General features: G+C 67.5%; 11 protein-coding genes. 5 read left to right on the forward strand and 6 right to left on the reverse strand.

Annotated features, from left to right (window positions below):
• The coding region (locus AB0M95_RS15150) for a LamG-like jellyroll fold domain-containing protein (RefSeq protein WP_363764021.1) at positions 1-6,550 on the forward strand (6,550 nt) is incomplete at its 5' end.
• Between the two features lies 1 nt (position 6,551).
• Entirely contained in the window at positions 6,552-7,010 is a 459-nt protein-coding gene (locus AB0M95_RS15155; RefSeq protein WP_363764024.1) for a DUF4304 domain-containing protein, read from the forward strand.
• A 184-nt stretch (positions 7,011-7,194) separates the two neighbouring features.
• Here AB0M95_RS15155 and AB0M95_RS15160 read toward each other — a convergent pair whose 3' ends face one another.
• The 4 genes from AB0M95_RS15160 to AB0M95_RS15175 all read right to left on the reverse strand — a co-directional run bounded on the left by AB0M95_RS15160 (position 7,195) and on the right by AB0M95_RS15175 (position 9,864).
• Positions 7,195-8,223 carry an IS630 family transposase gene (locus AB0M95_RS15160; RefSeq protein ID WP_363764027.1) on the reverse strand — a complete coding sequence of 343 codons (1,029 nt, stop codon included), beginning with the start codon at positions 8,221-8,223 and terminating at the stop codon, positions 7,195-7,197.
• Positions 8,224-8,286: 63 nt separating this feature from the next.
• The gene (locus tag AB0M95_RS15165; protein WP_363764030.1) at positions 8,287-8,820 is read right to left on the reverse strand and encodes a hypothetical protein; all 534 of its coding nucleotides are present in this window, start codon (positions 8,818-8,820) and stop codon (positions 8,287-8,289) included.
• A complete protein-coding gene (locus AB0M95_RS15170; protein WP_363764033.1) occupies positions 8,810-9,274 on the reverse strand; it encodes a DUF6114 domain-containing protein in 465 nt (154 codons plus the stop codon). Before AB0M95_RS15170 ends, AB0M95_RS15165 begins: the two co-directional genes overlap by 11 nt.
• A complete protein-coding gene (locus tag AB0M95_RS15175) occupies positions 9,265-9,864 on the reverse strand; it encodes a DUF6230 family protein (protein ID WP_363764036.1) in 600 nt (199 codons plus the stop codon). The genes AB0M95_RS15170 and AB0M95_RS15175 overlap by 10 nt, the downstream gene beginning before the upstream one ends.
• 465 nt (positions 9,865-10,329) lie before the next feature.
• On the opposite strand from AB0M95_RS15175, the gene AB0M95_RS15180 reads away from it, so the two are divergent.
• Entirely contained in the window at positions 10,330-11,799 is a 1,470-nt protein-coding gene (locus AB0M95_RS15180; protein WP_363764039.1) for a PHB depolymerase family esterase, read from the forward strand.
• Positions 11,800-11,902: 103 nt separating this feature from the next.
• The gene (gene kynU / locus AB0M95_RS15185; protein WP_363764042.1) at positions 11,903-13,084 is read left to right on the forward strand and encodes a kynureninase; all 1,182 of its coding nucleotides are present in this window, start codon (positions 11,903-11,905) and stop codon (positions 13,082-13,084) included.
• Between the two features lie 50 nt (positions 13,085-13,134).
• On the opposite strand, the gene AB0M95_RS15190 is transcribed toward kynU, so the two are convergent.
• Positions 13,135-13,587: a gamma-glutamylcyclotransferase gene (locus tag AB0M95_RS15190; protein ID WP_363764045.1), complete on the reverse strand. Its 453-nt coding sequence runs from the start codon at positions 13,585-13,587 to the stop codon at positions 13,135-13,137.
• A 220-nt stretch (positions 13,588-13,807) separates the two neighbouring features.
• On the opposite strand from AB0M95_RS15190, the gene AB0M95_RS15195 reads away from it, so the two are divergent.
• Positions 13,808-15,202, forward strand: coding sequence for an NAD(P)H-quinone dehydrogenase (locus AB0M95_RS15195; protein ID WP_363764047.1), 1,395 nt, complete (start codon positions 13,808-13,810; stop codon positions 15,200-15,202).
• Positions 15,203-15,218: 16 nt separating this feature from the next.
• On the opposite strand, the gene AB0M95_RS15200 is transcribed toward AB0M95_RS15195, so the two are convergent.
• A complete protein-coding gene (locus AB0M95_RS15200; RefSeq protein ID WP_363764050.1) occupies positions 15,219-16,502 on the reverse strand; it encodes a pentapeptide repeat-containing protein in 1,284 nt (427 codons plus the stop codon).
• Positions 16,503-16,572 lie beyond the last annotated feature (70 nt).

Genomic DNA, 16,572 nt, shown 5'->3' on the forward strand with positions numbered 1-16,572 from the left:
CGAGATCGCCACCTACAACCGGACACTGCCCGCCACCGAGATCCGCGCCCACTACCAGGCCGGCACGGCAGCCGCCCAGATGACCAAGGCGACGATGCCCTCCGGGCGGGTGTGGGCGCAGAACTCCTATGTCGCCGACGGTGGCCGGTTGCAGACCCACACCGACCTCAACGGTGGCCTGTGGAAGCTGAGCGCCCTGCAGTACAGCGCGGGTCCGCAGGCCACCGTGGTCGTCACCGATCCCCACAACGGCACGCTGACCTCCGTACACGACGCGCTCCGCGTCCTGCGCACGACCAGCAAGACCGACCAACTCGGCAAGAAGACCACCTACGAGTACGACACAGGCGGCTACGTCGGCAAGATCACCGACCGGAACGGCAACACCACCCAGCTGACGCACGACGAGCGCGGCAACGAACTGAGCATGACCAAGTGCCGCGCGCCAGGGGACTGCCAGACCACCTACGCGTCGTACTACCTCAACACCGCCGACCTGTTCGACCCCCGCAACGACCAGGTGACGGCATACCGGGACGCGCGGTCGCCAGGCAGCGGCAGCAATACCTATGCCACGAAGTGGGAGTACACGACCTTCGGCGACAAGGCCAAGGAGACGACACCTGCCACCCTCGACTTCCCCAACGGCCGGTCGACCACCTACACCTACACCGACGGCAGCGAGGCGGCCGTCGGCGGCGGGACGACCCCGGCCGGCCTGCTGAAGGCCGAGGCCGACCCCAAGGGGAACCAGCGCACATACGCCTACACCGCTGCGGGCGACGTGGCCCAGGTGACCGAGCCCACCGGCCTCGTCACCGCATACACCTACGACGCGATCGGACGCAAGACCTCCACCAGTCGGATCTCCGGTGGTGGGCAGGCCCCGGCTCCGCTCGCGACTCAGGATGGTCCCGTCGCCGCCTACGGATTCAACGTCGGGTCCGGGACCGCTGTCGCCGACGACTCGGGACACTCTCAGGCGGGCACCGCCACGGACACCACTTGGGCGACGTCCGGGAAGTTCGGGAAGGCGCTGTCGTTCAACGGGACCTCCTCGTTGGTGACCATCCCCGACTCGCCCTCCCTGAGGTTGTCCGACGGGATGACGCTGATGGCTTGGGTCAATCCCACGGTCCTCGACAACTGGCGTCAGGCCATCCTCAAGGAGTTCAGCGGAGGTCTGTCCTACGCCCTCTACGCGTCCAATGGAACGCAGCCCAACGGGTGGGCGGTCAACACCGACGGCACCGAGGGCAGTGTCGACTCCACAGAGGACATTCCGCTCAATACCTGGTCGCATCTGGCGCTCACCTACGACGGATCGAAGCTGGCCTTCTACCTCAACGGCGCCAAAACCGCCGAGACCGATTTCCAGGGGACGCTTCGTGGCGACGACGGGCCGTTGCGCATCGGCGGGAACGGCATCTGGGGGGAACACTTCGCAGGCCTGATCGACGAGGTCCGCGTCTATGACAGGGCTCTGTCGGAGGCGGAGATCCAGTCCGACAAGGATACCCCCGTCACCCCGTCGGACCCGGAGACACCCGGTGGCGCGACGAGCACCAGCACCTTCACCTACGACGCCTATGGACGCCTGGCCAAGCAGACCGCGTCCGGGGTCAAGAACCAGATCAGCGGCGTCACCCACACGGCCGAGACCGGCTACACCTACGACGCCGACGGCAACAAGCTGGCCGAGACGCTGGCCGACCTGACCGGTGGCGATCCGTCCCGTACGACCACCTACGAATACGACACCTACGGGCGTGTGCAGAAGGTGACAGGGCCTGAGGGGGGCGTCCAGCGGACGAGCTACGACCACCGCGGCAGGGTCGTCAACACGGTCGACGCGGCGGGTGCGACCTATGACTATGGGTACACCGCCCGTGGTGAGTCGGCCACCGTCACCTTGAAGGGCTGGACGGGCAGCCCGATCGGCCCCCAGCCCGCGCAGGACGTGGTCGTGCATTCCTACGCCTATGACCCGGGCGGGCGGCTGGCCTCGGAGACCGACGCGCTTGGCCGGACCACCCGCTACACCTACTTCGGCGACGACACCCTGGCAGAGAAGATCGCCTCCCAGGCCAGGCTGAACGCCTCCACCACGCCGGTCGACGTGGTGCTGTCCTCGGCGACCTACGACGCCGCGGGGAACCTGACCCGCGAGGTCGCCGGTGGTGGGAAGACGCGCGTTGACTACGTCTGGGACGCCTCCGGGCGGATGACCTCCTCCACCCTGGACCCTGCCGGGCTGGGCAGGAAGACCGCCTACGCCTACGACGCCAACACCAACGTCACCCAGAAGACCCTGACGGCCACCGGCACCCCGCGCACGGAGACCGAGTCTTACCGTTACGACGCGGGCGACCGGATGATCGAGCAGACCGTGAAAAACGGCTCCGCCGATCTGATGACCACCTGGAAGCTGGACGATCGCGGCCTGGTCACCGAGGTCACCGACCCGCGCGGCAACGCCGCCGGTGCGAACCGGATGGACTACACCTCGTTGATCGACTACGACGCCTTCGGCAGGGTCGTCAAGGTGCAGGAGCCGCCGGTCGCTGTGGAACGCGGCGGCTCGGCCCCGGTCACCGAGCGTCCCACGTCCAAGGTGGGTTACAACACCGCGGGTGAGCAGACCCACGAGACCGGGCCTGAGGGCCGGGCCGGTGTGATGGTCCACGACAAGGCCGGCCGGATCACCTCGATCACCGGCACCCCGTACACGCCGCCCGGGGGGACGGCCGTCACCCCGCGCACGTTGTATGAGTACGACGCGGCTGGCCGGATGACCGCGATCACCGACCCACGCGGCAACGTCGCCAACATCACCTACGACGTCCTCGGCCGCACGGTGCGCATCACCGACCCGCCCGCGACCACGGGCGCGCCGCGCGGTAATTGGGACTACACCTACACCCTCACCGGCGAGCGGCTCTCCTCCACAGACCCGACCGGGGCTCGTATCGAGGGCACCTACGACGGGCTCGCCCGTCAGGTCACCACGACGCAGCTCGAGCGCAAGCCCACCGCGGTCGCTTTGACGACCATGGCCGAGTACGACACGGCGGGCAACCCCGTCGCCGTCGTCCAGCCCGCCGGGAACCGTACCCAGGCCACGGTCAACGCCGCCGGCGAGATCATCACGCAGGCCGACGGCCTGAACCACTCCTCCACCTTCGAGTACGACCTGGCGGGACGGACCACCAAGGTCACCGACGCGCTTGGCAACGCCACCGTCGCCGAGTACGACCTGGCCGGGCGCAAGACCGCGGCCAAGGACCTGAACGCCTCCGGCACCGTGCTGCGGACCTACGGGTTCGAAAGCGACGCCGCAGGCAACCTCGTCGGGCAGACCAGCCCTGAGGGGCATCTCACCCGCCGGACCTACGACGCCGCCGACCGGCTCACCCAACTGGTCGAACCCGTCTCGGCCACCAAGTCCATCACCACGTCCTTCGGCTACAACGCCGCTGGCGAGCGCACCCGGACCACCGACGGCCGCGGCAACGCGACCCTCGCCACCTACAACACCCTCGGGCGGGTGGAGACACGAGTCGAACCCGCGACCCAGGCCCACCCCAACCTGTCCGACCGGACCTGGACCTTCGTCTATGACGCCTCCGGCAACCAGGTCAGCGTGCTGCAGCCGGGCAACGTCCGCGTCACCAACACCTATGACAACCTCGACCGCCTGACCAACGAGGCCGGAACCGGCGCCGAAGCGGCCACCCAGGCCAACACCTTCGGGTACGACCTGGCCGGCAGGCGCACCAGCGCGGGTGATCTGACCTTCGACTTCAACGATCGCGGCCTGCTGCTGACCACCGTCAAGGCCGGCACCCCCGCAGCCCTGTCGAGCTTCGGCTACGACGCCAACGACCGGCTCACCCAGCGCACCGACGCCGCCGGCAGCGCCACGTTCACCTGGGACGCCGCCGACCGGCTCAAGACGTACACCGACCCGGTCACCTCCACCACCCTCACCTACGGGTACGACGACGCCGACCGGCTCACCGGCATCGACTACGGCACCAGCGGCCCCAAGCGGACCTACGCCTACGACCCGATGGACCGCCTGACCGGCGACACGCTGAAGACCTCCGCGGGCGCGGCCATCGCCTCCATCACCTACGGCTACGACCGCGACGACAACCTCACCACCAAGACCACCGCCGGGACCGCCGGCGCGGGCACCAACACCTACACCTACGACTGGAGCAACCGGCTCACCTCCTGGACCGCCCCCGGCGGCGCCGTCACCGACTACACCTGGGACGACAGCGGCAACCGCACCAAGGCCGGCGCCAAGACCTTCACCTACGACGAGCGCAACCGCCTGCTGTCCGGCGACGGAACCACCTACACCTACACCGCACGCGGCACCACCGCCAGCGAGACCAAGGGCAACGTCACCAAGATCCTCCAGTTCGACGCCCTAGACCGCATGACCAGCGACGGCGAGGCCGTCTATACCTACGACGCCCTGGACCGCGTCACCAGCCGAACCCAGGGCGCGGCGGTCAGCCGGTACGTGTACGGCGACCTGGCCAACGACATCGTCGCCATGACCGACGCGGCCGGCGTCAAGCAGGCGAGCTACAGCCGAGGCGTCGGCGGCGAGCCCATCGGCATCTCCGACGGCACCGGCCCCCGCTTCGCCTTCACCGACCAGCACGGCGACGTCATCGGCACCTTCACCAGCACAGCCACATCACTGGCCGACTCGGTCGCCTACAACCCCTTCGGCGAGGAAACCGCACGCAACGGCGCTCGCCACGACCTCGGCTACCAGGGCGAACTCACCGACCCCGCCACCGGCAAGGTGAACATGCACGCCCGCTGGTACCAGCCCGGCACCGGCACCTTCACTAGCCGCGACACCTGGACTCTGGGCTCTGTTCCTTCCGCCCGGCACAATAGGTACGCGTATGGGAACGCGAACCCATTGATACATGTCGATCCCAGTGGACATGAATGGATAAAAACTCAGACTTGTTTCTGGGCAGGCCGACTTATCTGCTTTCCAGGGCTCGTGTGGAGAGAACCGCGACGCAAGACCGCGCCTCCCCCGCAAGATTATTGCAATGGAGGTAACAAGAACTGCAATGCGCAGCCCAAGTCCAAGGATTACTGTAATCTAGGAAATAAAGACTGCGATGCGCCGCAACCTCCTCGGGACAAGTCCCCATCTAATGATCGGCTTGAGCAAACCACGGTTACAACGCCGACACCATGCCGATATTCCTGCGGAGGGCCTACGAACCAGCCGAATCGACCGACGCCAAAGCCGGAGATCGACTGCAGTCACGGCCCGAACATGGGGTACTGCGACAAACTCCCGCCCGAAGCCAAGACCGGATGCAAGACGTGCTACATCTACGGGTACAACCCGGACCTGGATGTCCTTGACTGTAACTTCGCTTCTCCCGACGCCGAGTGCCCTCCTCCGAACCCGGACCTGATCTCCTGCATGGGAAGGTGTGCTCCTTCCGGCGACTGCGGGAACACGGGGGGCATGCAGCTCTGGGGCCCCTCCGGCGGATGTCCTCCACCCGGCGGCGGCGCTCCTTCCCCCATCGAGCAGTTCGCGCAGGACTGCAGCAACAACATCATCTGCGACTTCACGATCGGTGACGCGGTCAACTGCATCGCCAATCCGAATCTGATCGACTGCGCCGTAGCGGCGGCCGGGGTGATCCCCGTCGGCAAACTCGCCGGCGGCGCCATCAAACTCGGCCGCAAACTCCCCAAAATCCTCAAGCCTGCTGAACGCTGCCTCGGCCGCAACAGCTTCGTCGTCGGCACGCTCGTCCTCATGGCAGACGGAACCCGAAAGCGCATCGAGGAAGTCCAGGTAGGCGACTGGGTCCTGGCGACCGACCCGGAAACCGGCCAGACCGGCCCCCGCCTCGTCCTGGACCTCATCACCGGCGACGGCGACAAGAGCCTGGTCGAGATCACCGCCGACGCAGACGGCCCAAAGGGTGACGCGACGGGCGTAGTGATCGCCACAGAAGGACACCCGTTCTGGGTCCCGAAACTGCATACCTGGCTGACTGCAGCCGAACTCCGTGTCGGCACACTTCTTCAAACCAGCGCTGGCACCCGCGTCCAGATCACCGCCATCAAAAAGTGGACCGCCGCTGAGCATGTCCACAACCTGACGATCGCCGGCCTTCACACGTATTACGTGATGCAGGGCGGTCGTGCTGTTCTGGTTCATAATGCACCTAAGCCGCGGGATGCTTCGGGGCGGTTCACTTCAGGTGCGGGGGGTGAAAGCGCCGATACTGCGAATGGGCGGCGTGTGCATGAGAATTATCGAAATGCCCTGGGTGATGGGTATGATTATGATAAGCGCCTGCCCAGCGGGCAGCGTCCGGATGCCGTAGACTGGAAGAATCGTGTGGTGCGAGAGTTGAAGTCCGACGCGGCCGGCAACGGGGCGAAGGGTAAGAGGCAGTTGAATCGCTATATCGATGAGCTCGAAAAGATGACAGGTGACTCTTGGACGGGCTATCTTGATCGGTACAAGAGGTGCTGAAATGCAAGATGCACTACGTAAGGCCCTCAAGGCGAAGTTCTCGGAATATGGATTCAAGAAAAGAGGGAACGGTTGGCATCGGTGCCAGGGTGACGTGCACGTTGTCGTCAATCTGGAAAAGTCTCAGCTCGTGGACGGGTGGTATATCAACGTGGGAATCTCGCTGCTTTCCATGTTTGAGGACATCTGGCTCTCTGAAGTGAGATCGCCGATCAGGTTCCGCGTCGAGGAATTTGACGGACTGCGTGCCAAGGCCAGATTGCTTGACGCCGACGCTGGTCGGAGTCTGGGGGCCGAGGCCTGGCTGAGCGGTGTGGTGAATGAGCTGGTGCAACCGCTGGTCGTGGCACTGGTCGCGATAAAGGATCACGCTGGCCTTAAGGTTTTTCTGAAAGAGTCTGTAACCGACAATATATTTCTGCATCGTGACGTTCGAGCTGTGCTCCAGATCGGGTCGTGACTCCAAAGATCGGGCGGGTCTATAGCTGCGAGTGTGCCTGTTCGATCGACCGTGTGACGCCGTGTGCGCCGAGTAGCTCGGCGATGGCGGCGGATTCGTTCAGCAGGGTCAGGGCCTTGTCGGGGTCGCCTTCGGCGGCGGTTACTAAGCAGAAAGTAAGTTACTGGACTGTAGATGCTGTTTCTCAGGTCGTGATGTAGAGGAGGTCCCGGTCGCGGAAGAACGCCTGGACCAGCTCCGGGGTCTTTTGCAGGCGAGTGACCGCCTTCTCAATCCCGTCTCGCAACTCCTCAACGGATCGGACGATCATCCGGCCGATGTGGTCATGCTTGATGTTCTTCCACACCCACTCATCGGGATTGAGCTGGGGTGAGTACGGCGGAAGAAAGAACAACCTCAAGCGCCCCTTCGTTGACTTGACGAACGCCTTGGTCTGAGCGGACCGGTGCGCGGGGTGCCCGTCCACGATCAGGAAAATCTTCCCGAGCACGTCATGCAGGAGCTTTTTGAGATAGTCGATGAACGCCGCCGAGTCGAGCTTGCCCTCCACGAACGAGAAGTGGAGTTTCCCCCTGGTGTTCACCGTGGAGATCATGTTGATCGACCGCCGGTTACCCGTTCCCGAAACGATCGGAGTCTGCCCGATCGGAGCCCAGGTGGTGCCCGAATGGTGGTCGGTCCGCACCCCCGCCTCATCGGCGAAGTAGATGCTCGCGCCCTGGCTGATCGCCTGGGCCCGGATCTTGGGATACTCGACCTGCTTCCACTGGCGTACGCGCTCAGGGTCTTGCTCATAGGCGCGGACCAGGGGCCGCTGCGGAGAAAGACCAAGCCGGGCCAGCAGTTTGCCGACCCACTGCGGGGTGAACTCGACGCCGAACCTTCGCTTGATCAGCTCGCCGACCATCTCGCGTGTCCACAGGCCGAAGTCGCACTGCAGTTGACGCGGGTCCTGGCCGATGATCCAGGCGCGCAGTTGCGCCATCTGGTTGTCGGTCAATGCCGGTTCGCGCCCCGGTGGCATCTTCACCGCCAGCGCGGCCGGCCCGGATTCGCTGCGCAACCTGAGCCAACCGAATACCGTCGAGCGTCCGACACCGAAGATGGCCACCGCCTCCTCGACGGTCATGCCTTTGTCGATAGCGCTGAGCACGAGCAGCCTGGTTTCCTCAAGTACGCGGCGCGGGATTCGCTTCCCCGGTTCTCTCGTCACGCCGAGTACTGTTTCAATAGCTTTTCGAATCGTCCGGCAATTGACCGAACCCAGTCCAGTAATCTAATTTCCCTTTAGTATGTAGGCGAGGCCTACCAGGTTGGCGGCTGTTCCGGGGAGGAAGTTCAACCTTCGGCGGAGTCGGGTGGATTCTTCCAGGTGGGTGCGGGCGGTTTTGAGATCGCCTGTCTTGTGGGCGGCTATGCCCAAGTGGCGGAGGGCGTAGGACGTCGTCAGGTCGGCGTTGGCGGCCTTCGCGAGGGTCAGGGAGCGTTCTAGGGCGGGGACGGCGGTGGTGTCGTCGTTTCGGACGGCCTGGTGGTAGATGCCTATCCAGAAGAGGGCTTCGGCTTCGCCGCGCACGTCGCCGAGGGATTGGTACAGGTCGGCGGCGTGGTGGAAGAGGCGTAATTCGTCTGGGTCATCTTTCTGGGTTTCGAAGAAGCGGGCGTGGAGGATGCGGCCTCGGGCCAGGGACAGGTCGGCTTCGACGGCGTTCAACTCGCGGTCGGCGGTGTCCAGGGCGCTTGCGTCGCCGCCGAAGAGGGCCCGCTCGTAGAGCAGCCTGGCGTTTTCGAGTCGTTCGTCACTGCTCATCGAGACCTCCCGTGTGCCCCTGGACCCGTAGCGGTGCCGAGTGTGGCACGTCGGCCGCTGCCATGGACGGTTCCGGGGATGGCTCTTCGGAGGACTCGTGGGGCCGGCCGGGGGGAGGGTTCGGGGTCCAGGCGGCGGAGAGGGCGCCGCCTAGGAGGCCGAGGAGCGTGCCGAGCAGGAAGCCGCCCATGTTGGAGTAGACGATCGACGCGATCGACAGCAGGATCGCCACGGCGCCGAGGAAGACGCGCTGTGCGGGCTGGAGCCAGAGCAGCACGCCCAGGATGATCATCGTGGCCGCTATCACGGAGGTCAGTCCGGCCTGGGGTGACTGGATGACCAGGGGGAGCGCCTCCAGTGTGAACGGGGCGGCGAGTTGTTCCACGCCCGCGAGCAACGTGAACAGCCCGCCCCAGAACGGCCGCGAGCGCATCCAGGTTCGCGTCAGAAGCATTCGTGCACGCCTGGGATGACGCGGACGACGCTGTCGGGGGTGGTGACTGAGCCTGCGGTGCTGGCTACCAGGGTTTGGCGGGAGTTGAATACTGTGATCGTGTCGGCGTGCTCGCCGACGAAACCCGGAGGGCCGCTGACGCCGGGGACGCTTTCCACGGTGCTGGCGTCCAGGCCCAGCTTGTCGTTCGTGGCGGTGATCTTGTCGTTGGTGAAGCGGAGCGCGTAGAGGACGGCGTCGCGGCTGATCACCGGCTCGCCGTTGGTGCCGCCCGTGAGTTTGAGGGTCGCGGGGCCGAGCGGGGTGTCGAAGAGGTAGCTCTGGCAGAAGCCGAACGACTCTGTCCGTTTGTTGGAGGCGACGTGCACGGGGATCTTCCTGCCGTCCTTGGTCTCCACCGTGGTGTCGAACTGTGTGACGTCGAACGCGCGGAGCTTCTCGACGGAGGTCTTGATCTTCCTCCCCGAGACGACGAAGGAGACGCCGATGGCGCCCTGGGCGGCGGCGAAGACCAGCAGGGACGCCGCCAGGGTGGCGGGAATGAAGATCGCGGCAAAGCGCCTCCACCGCACGCGTCCTTGTTCACGCATGGGCACTCCTTACGTCCCCGGGCCAGACCACCGTGCGGCGACCGTCCGCAGGTTCGATGCCGAGCATGCGGATCTTGGACGGTCTCATCAACCGCCCGCGCGGGAGCATCACGTGATGTTTGCGCTGGTCCATGCCAGAAGCGGGAAAAGCCGCCGGAGTCAGCAAATCTCTTGGGACGTTCCCGCGTGTGAGATGAGCAAATGTACTGGGACGTTCCGGCCCGTGAGTCGAACGGCGCCCGGCCGCCCTCAGTCCGGGGGACGACTCCGATGACGTTTGGGGGAGGTGATATTTGAGGGTATTTCGTAAAGCGCCCGACACCTCGCCGACATGGCGTCGTCACACACCACGCCGTGACACTGTGTGACCTCGGCCCATTATTCGGCGCGGAAGCGCGACCTACGCTGGCGGGAACTCTGTGGCCGTTCGTGCCGCAAAGGCCTCACCTGCGGAGGTAACCCCCCATGATCCGTCCGCGATCTCTGGCCGCCCCTCGCTCCCGGCTCCTCCTGCTCGCCCTCCTGGCCGCCGTGGTCGCCGTCCTCGGCGTCGCACAGGTCCCCGGCCCCGCCCGTGCCGCCTCGCTCACCGCGGTGAGCGGGTTCGGGTCCAACCCCGGCAACCTGTCGATGTACGGCTACCGCCCGGACGGGCTGCCGTCGAACGCGCCCCTGGTCGTCGCCATGCACGGCTGCACGCAGAACGCCACCGACTACTTCGGCCACTCCGGCTGGCAGAAGTACGCGGACCTGTGGAGGTTCGCGCTGGTGCTGCCCGAGCAGAAGTCGGGCAACAACGCCCAATCTTGCTTCAACTGGTTCCTGCCCGGCGACACGAGCCGGGGCCAGGGCGAGGCGCTGTCGGTGAAGCAGATGGTCGACTACGCCGTCGCGAACTACGGTGTCGACCGCTCCCGCGTCTACGTGACCGGCCTGTCGGCGGGCGGCGCGATGACCAGTGTCATGCTGGCAACCTACCCTGACGTGTTCGCCGGCGGCGCGGTGATGAGCGGCATCGCCTACGGCTGCGGCACCGACACCGTCAGCGGCGTGCTGTGCCTGTCGCAGAACAAGGGGTACACCCCCCAGAGGTGGGGCGATCTGGTCCGCGCGGCCTACCCCGGCTACTCCGGCCTCCGTCCACGCGTGGCCGTCTGGCAGGGGACGAGCGACACCACGGTCTATCCCTTCAACGCCGACCAGCTGCGCGACCAGTGGACCAATGTCTTCGGCGTGCCGCAGACACCCACCAGCACGTCCAGCCTCCCCGGCGGGACCACGCTCAAGGAGTACGCCGACGGGACCGGCACGGCGGCCGTCAAGGTGTACACCATCAGCGGCATGGCGCACGGCCTGCCGGTGAGCCCGGGGCCGGCGACCGACCAGTGCGGCAGCACCGGCCAGTACTACATCAGCACGATCTGCTCGTCGTACTACGTCGCCACGACCTGGGGCCTGAACGGCGGCGGCACGCAGCCCCCGCCCGCGCTGCCAGCGCCCGCCGGCCTCACCGTGACCGGCACGACGGCGTCCTCCGCGTCGCTGTCGTGGGACGCGGTCTCCGGGGCGAGCGGGTACAACGTGTACCGCAACGGTGCGAAGGTGACCGCCTCCCCGGTGGGCGGGACGACGTACACCGACTCCGGCCTGGCGTCCGGCACGAGCTACACCTACGCGGTGAGCGCCGTGACCTCATCGGGCGCCGAGGGTGCGCGGTCGGCCACGGTCACGGCCACCACCACCGGCGGCGGGGGCGGCCCGTGCGTCACCGCGAGCAATTACGCGCACACCGTGGCAGGCCGGGCGTACGCGTCGTTGGGGTACACCTACGCGCTCGGGTCCAACCAGGCGATGGGCCTGTGGAACGTCATGGTCACCCACACACTCCGCCAGACCGGGACGAACTACTGGGTGATCGCCGACGGTCAGTGCTGAGCCACCGGTCCGTCAGGCGACCTATCACCTGGTGGGATGATCGGGCGGATGCCGGGGAAGGTGGTCCCAGACGACGGCACGCGCGGGGGAAGGACACGAGCACATGGCGGATCTGAACGAGCGGGCGGCGAAGGCGGACGCCGGCGACCCCCTGGCCTACCTGCGCGCCGAGTTCGACCTCGACCCCCGCGTCGTCTACCTGGACGGCAACTCTCTCGGAGCGCCGCCGAGGCGGGTCGCCGGGCGGGTCGAGGAGGTCGTGCGCGAGCAGTGGGGGCGGCGGCTGATCAGGTCGTGGCCGGAGCGCTGGTGGGAGGCGCCCGAGCGGGTCGGCGAGAGGATCGCGCCGCTGGTCGGCGCCGCCCCTGGGCAGGTCGTCGTCGCCGACTCGACCAGCGTCGACATCTTCAAGGTCCTCGTGGCCGCGGTGCGGCTGGCGCCCGGCCGCCGCGAGATCGTCGTGGACGCGGCCACGTTCCCCACCGACGGCTACATCGCGGAGTCGGTGGCCGAGCTGACCGGCACGCAGGTGGTCCCCGCGGCCGTGGACGACCTGGACGAGGTGCTGGGCGAGCGGACGGCCGTGGCGCTGCTCAACCAGGTCGACTACCGGACCGGCCGGCTGTACGACATGGCCGCCGCGACCGCGAAGGTGCACGCGGCGGGCGCGCGCGTGGTCTGGGACCTGTGCCACAGCGCGGGCGTGCTGCCGATCGAGCTGGACGCCCTGGACGTCGACCTCGCGGTGGGCTGCACGTACAAGTTCCTCAACGGCGGCCCCGGCTCGCCCGCGTTCGTCTACGTGCCGCATCGCCTGCAGGCGTCGTTCCGCACCCCGCTGCCGGGCTGGGGCGGGCACCGGGACCCGTTCGCGATGGCGCCGTCGTACGAGCCCGCGCCGGGCGTCGCCCGCGCCCGCGCCGGCACGCCCGACATCCTCTCGCTGGCCGCCCTGGAGGCGGCGCTGGAGGTGTGGGACGGCGTCGACCTCGCCGCCGTGCGGGCCAAGGGGCTTGCGGTGACGGGGTTCTTCATGGAATGCGTGGACGAGCTGCTGGGCAACGCGATCGAGGTCGTGACGCCGCGGGACGAGTGGCGGGGGCACCAGGTCTCGCTGCGCCACCACGCCGCGCGGGAGCTGATCGGCGAGCTGACCGCCCGGGAGGTGATCGGCGACTTCCGTCCGCCGGACGTGCTGCGTTTCGGCTTCGCAGCGCTCTACAACACCTACGGGGACGCGCTGCGTGCCGCGCGGACGCTCGCGGAGATCCTGTCCGTGGGGTGACCCGGGTGATCCGGGACGACGGTCGCGGGCCCGCGTGTCGACGGCCCCGGTCAGCCGCCGATCGAGGTGCAGGGACGGGTGCGCAGGTCGGTGACGTAGTCGTCGGGGGCGCCGGCCTTTTCGGCGGCGTCGGAGAGGATGCCGAGGTAGCGGGCCGAGGGCAGGCCGCCCTCGTAACCGTCGAGCACGTAGAACCAGGCGACGATCTCGCCGTCGAGGGTGGCCACGCGCAGCCTGACCTTGTGGTAGAGCCCGAGCGCGGCGCCCTCCCACTGGTCGAGGGACTGCTCGTCCCACTCGGGGACGTCGTAGAGAACGACGAAGACGTGCTCGTCGGGGTCTTCGACGAGGGTGGCGAGCGCGCCCTCCCAGCCGACGTCCTCACCGCCGAAGGTCAGGCGCCAGCCTTGCAGCCAGCCGGTCCCGCGCATGGGCGAGTGCGGAGCCCTCTGAGCCATCTGCTTGGGATCCATGTTGCTGCCATAGGCGGCGTAAACAGGCACGGTATCTAAGGGTAATCCAAGATCCGCCCGCTGATCCGGCCCGGCGCTCGCAACACGCGACCCGGTGTGGGCGGCGCGTCGCGTTCTTCCGGTGATCGCGTCCAGGACCCGTGGATTCATAGGGGTTTTCGTGGATAAATCACCGTTTTTACCGGCCTACGCGCCTTCTGTATGGGTATTGCACCACGGGCACCCCATCGCATGCGGGACAATGGGGTATGTGACGACGATTGTGATCATTGGTGGTGGGCCTGGCGGTTACGAGGCGGCGTTGGTCGCCGCGCAGCTCGGCGCCGAGGTCACCGTGGTCGAGCAGGACGGTCCCGGCGGAGCCTGCGTGCTCACCGACTGCGTGCCGTCCAAGACCATGATCGCCACATCTGTCCGTAAACAGGCCCTCCTGGATGGATCGTCCCTCGGGGTCAACTTCACCGGCGGGCTCGACGGCGACGTCGGTGGCATCTACGTCGATCTCCCGCTGGTAAACACCCGCGTCAAGGAGCTGGCACAGGCCCAGTCCAACGACATCGGCGCGCGCCTGGTCGCCGAGGGCGTCAAGATCATCAAGGGGAGGGGCCGCCTCGTCGACCCGCAGGTCGTGCGCGTGGGCGACGCGACGGTCCACGCCGACGTCGTCATCGTGGCCACCGGCGCCACGCCGCGCGTGCTGCCCGGCGCCGAGCCCGACGGGGAACGCGTTCTCACCTGGCGGCAGCTCTACGACCTGGACGAACTGCCCGAGCACCTGATCGTCGTCGGGTCGGGTGTCACCGGCGCCGAATTCGCCGGCGCGTACCGCTCGCTGGGCTCGGAGGTCACGCTCGTCTCCTCCCGCGACCGCATGATGCCCAACGAGGACGCCGACGCCGCCGAGGTCCTCGAAGAGGTCTACCGGCGCCGCGGCATGAACGTCATGGGCAGGTCCCGCGCGTCCTCGGTCAAGCGCACCGAGGACGGTGTTGTCGTCACCCTGGAGGACGGGCGCACCGCCGAGGGCACCCACTGCCTCATGACCGTCGGCATGGTCCCCAACACCTCCGGCATCGGCCTGGAGGAGTGTGGCGTCACCCTGGACCGCTACGGCTTCATCCAGGTCGACAAGGTCTCGCGCACCTCGGCCCCCGGGGTGTACGCGGCGGGCGACTGCACCGGCGTGCTGATGCTCGCCTCCGTGGCCGCCATGCAGGGCCGCATCGCCGTCTGGCACGCGCTCGGCGAGGCTGTCCAGCCGCTGCGGCTCGCGACCGTCGCCTCCACGATCTTCACCGACCCCGAGATCGCCGCGGTGGGCGTGTCCCAGCGGCAGATCGAGCAGGGCGAGGTCGAGGCCAACGTCATCAAGCTTCCCCTCGCCACCAACCCGCGGGCCAAGATGCAGGGCTTCAACGACGGCTTCGTGAAGCTGTTCTGCCGCCCGCACACCGGCATCATCCTGGGCGGCGTCGTGGTCGCCCCGCGCGCGTCCGAGCTGATCCTGGCGCTGTCGATCGCCGTCCAGCACCGGCTCACCGTCGACCAGCTCGCGCACTCGTTCGCCGTCTACCCGTCGCTGGCGGGGTCCATCACCGAGGCGGCGCGGCGGCTGATGATGCCGGTCACCTCGGCCGTCCTCTGACGCCCCGGACGGCGGGTCACCTCATCCGGGAGCGGACGCGGCCGAGGGCGTCGCGTCCCTGGTAGACCGCGGACGCCACCCCGCCGAGCTGCGGGATGTCCTGCGCCGTGTTGAGCGCCTGCTTGGCCGCCTCGTAGGCGTCCAGGGCGCGGCGCCAGTCCTGGTCGACGCTGCCCGCGGTCATGTGGTTGACCTTGTAGTCGAAGTCCAGCGCGTCGATCTCCTCGCCGAGCCGGATCACGTCCTCCTCGGCCGTACGGCGCGCGGCGGTGAACCGGGCGGTCCGCTCCACCCGGCGGCGGTAGGACAGCCCCCAGAGGATCAGCGTGAGGCTCAGCCCCAGCCCGCTGAGGATCACCAGGACGAGCCCGAGCCCGCCGCGCCCGCCCGTCGTCGTGGCCGGGAGCACCCCGCCGCCGGTGTCGGTGCCGGTGTCGGTGCCCGAGCCGAAGTCGGGCATGTCCGAGGTGCTGCCGACCGCGTCGTCCGGGACGTTCTTCGGCTCGCCGAGCGCGCCGGTGAGGTTGACGTCGTCGGCCTGGATGAAGGACGCGTCCTGCACCGTCGCGCCGTGTAGGTCGGCGCCGCGCAGCTCGGCCTGGGTGAACTCCGCCTCGGTGAGGTTCGCGCCCTTGAACACCGCGAACTGCAGCTTGGCCTGCCCCAGCTTCACCTCGCGCATCTTGGCGCGGGTGAAGTCCGCGTTCCTGCCCTCGACCTGGCCGAGCGTCGCCTCGTTGAGGTCGGCGTCGACCAGCGTGGCGTCCGTCAGGTCCGCCTGGGTGAGATCGGCCCGCGCCATGATCGCGCCGGTGAGGTCCGCGTGCGGGAACTCGGCCTGGCCCGCCTTGGCGTCCGTGAGGACGGCATTGCGCAGGACGGCGTGCTTGGCGTGCATCTGCCCGAGATCGGCCTTGGACAGATCCGCGCCGGTCAGGTCGGCGTACTCCAGCTTCGCCTGCGTGAAGTCCGCCTCCTTCATCGACGCGTTGTGCAGCAGCGCGCCGCTGAGATCCTTCTGGGTGAAGTCGGCCTCGTCCAGCTTGGCATTGGTGAGGTCGGCACAGCGCAGGTTGTCCGGGAGAGTGGCGCCGCCGGTGAAGTCCTTGCCGCGCAGCTTCAGGCCGGAGCCGGGCTTGCAGGGCGCGGAGGCCGTGTGGGCCGTGTGGGCCGTGTGGGCCGCCGAAGCGGACGACGGCGCCGCCGCCGACGCGGGCCCGGCGGGCACGGTGAGCACGGTGAGCACGGACAACCCGGTAATCGCGCATACCAGGGCCAGGGGGATTGAACGACGCAACACAGGCCTCCTCGACAACTGCGCCGAGTCTCGCAGATGATCATATACGCGGGGTTGCACGTCCCTTGCAGAT

The sequence above is a fragment of the Sphaerisporangium sp. NPDC051017 genome (assembly GCF_040683095.1).
Classification (GTDB): Bacteria; Actinomycetota; Actinomycetes; order Streptosporangiales; family Streptosporangiaceae; genus Sphaerisporangium.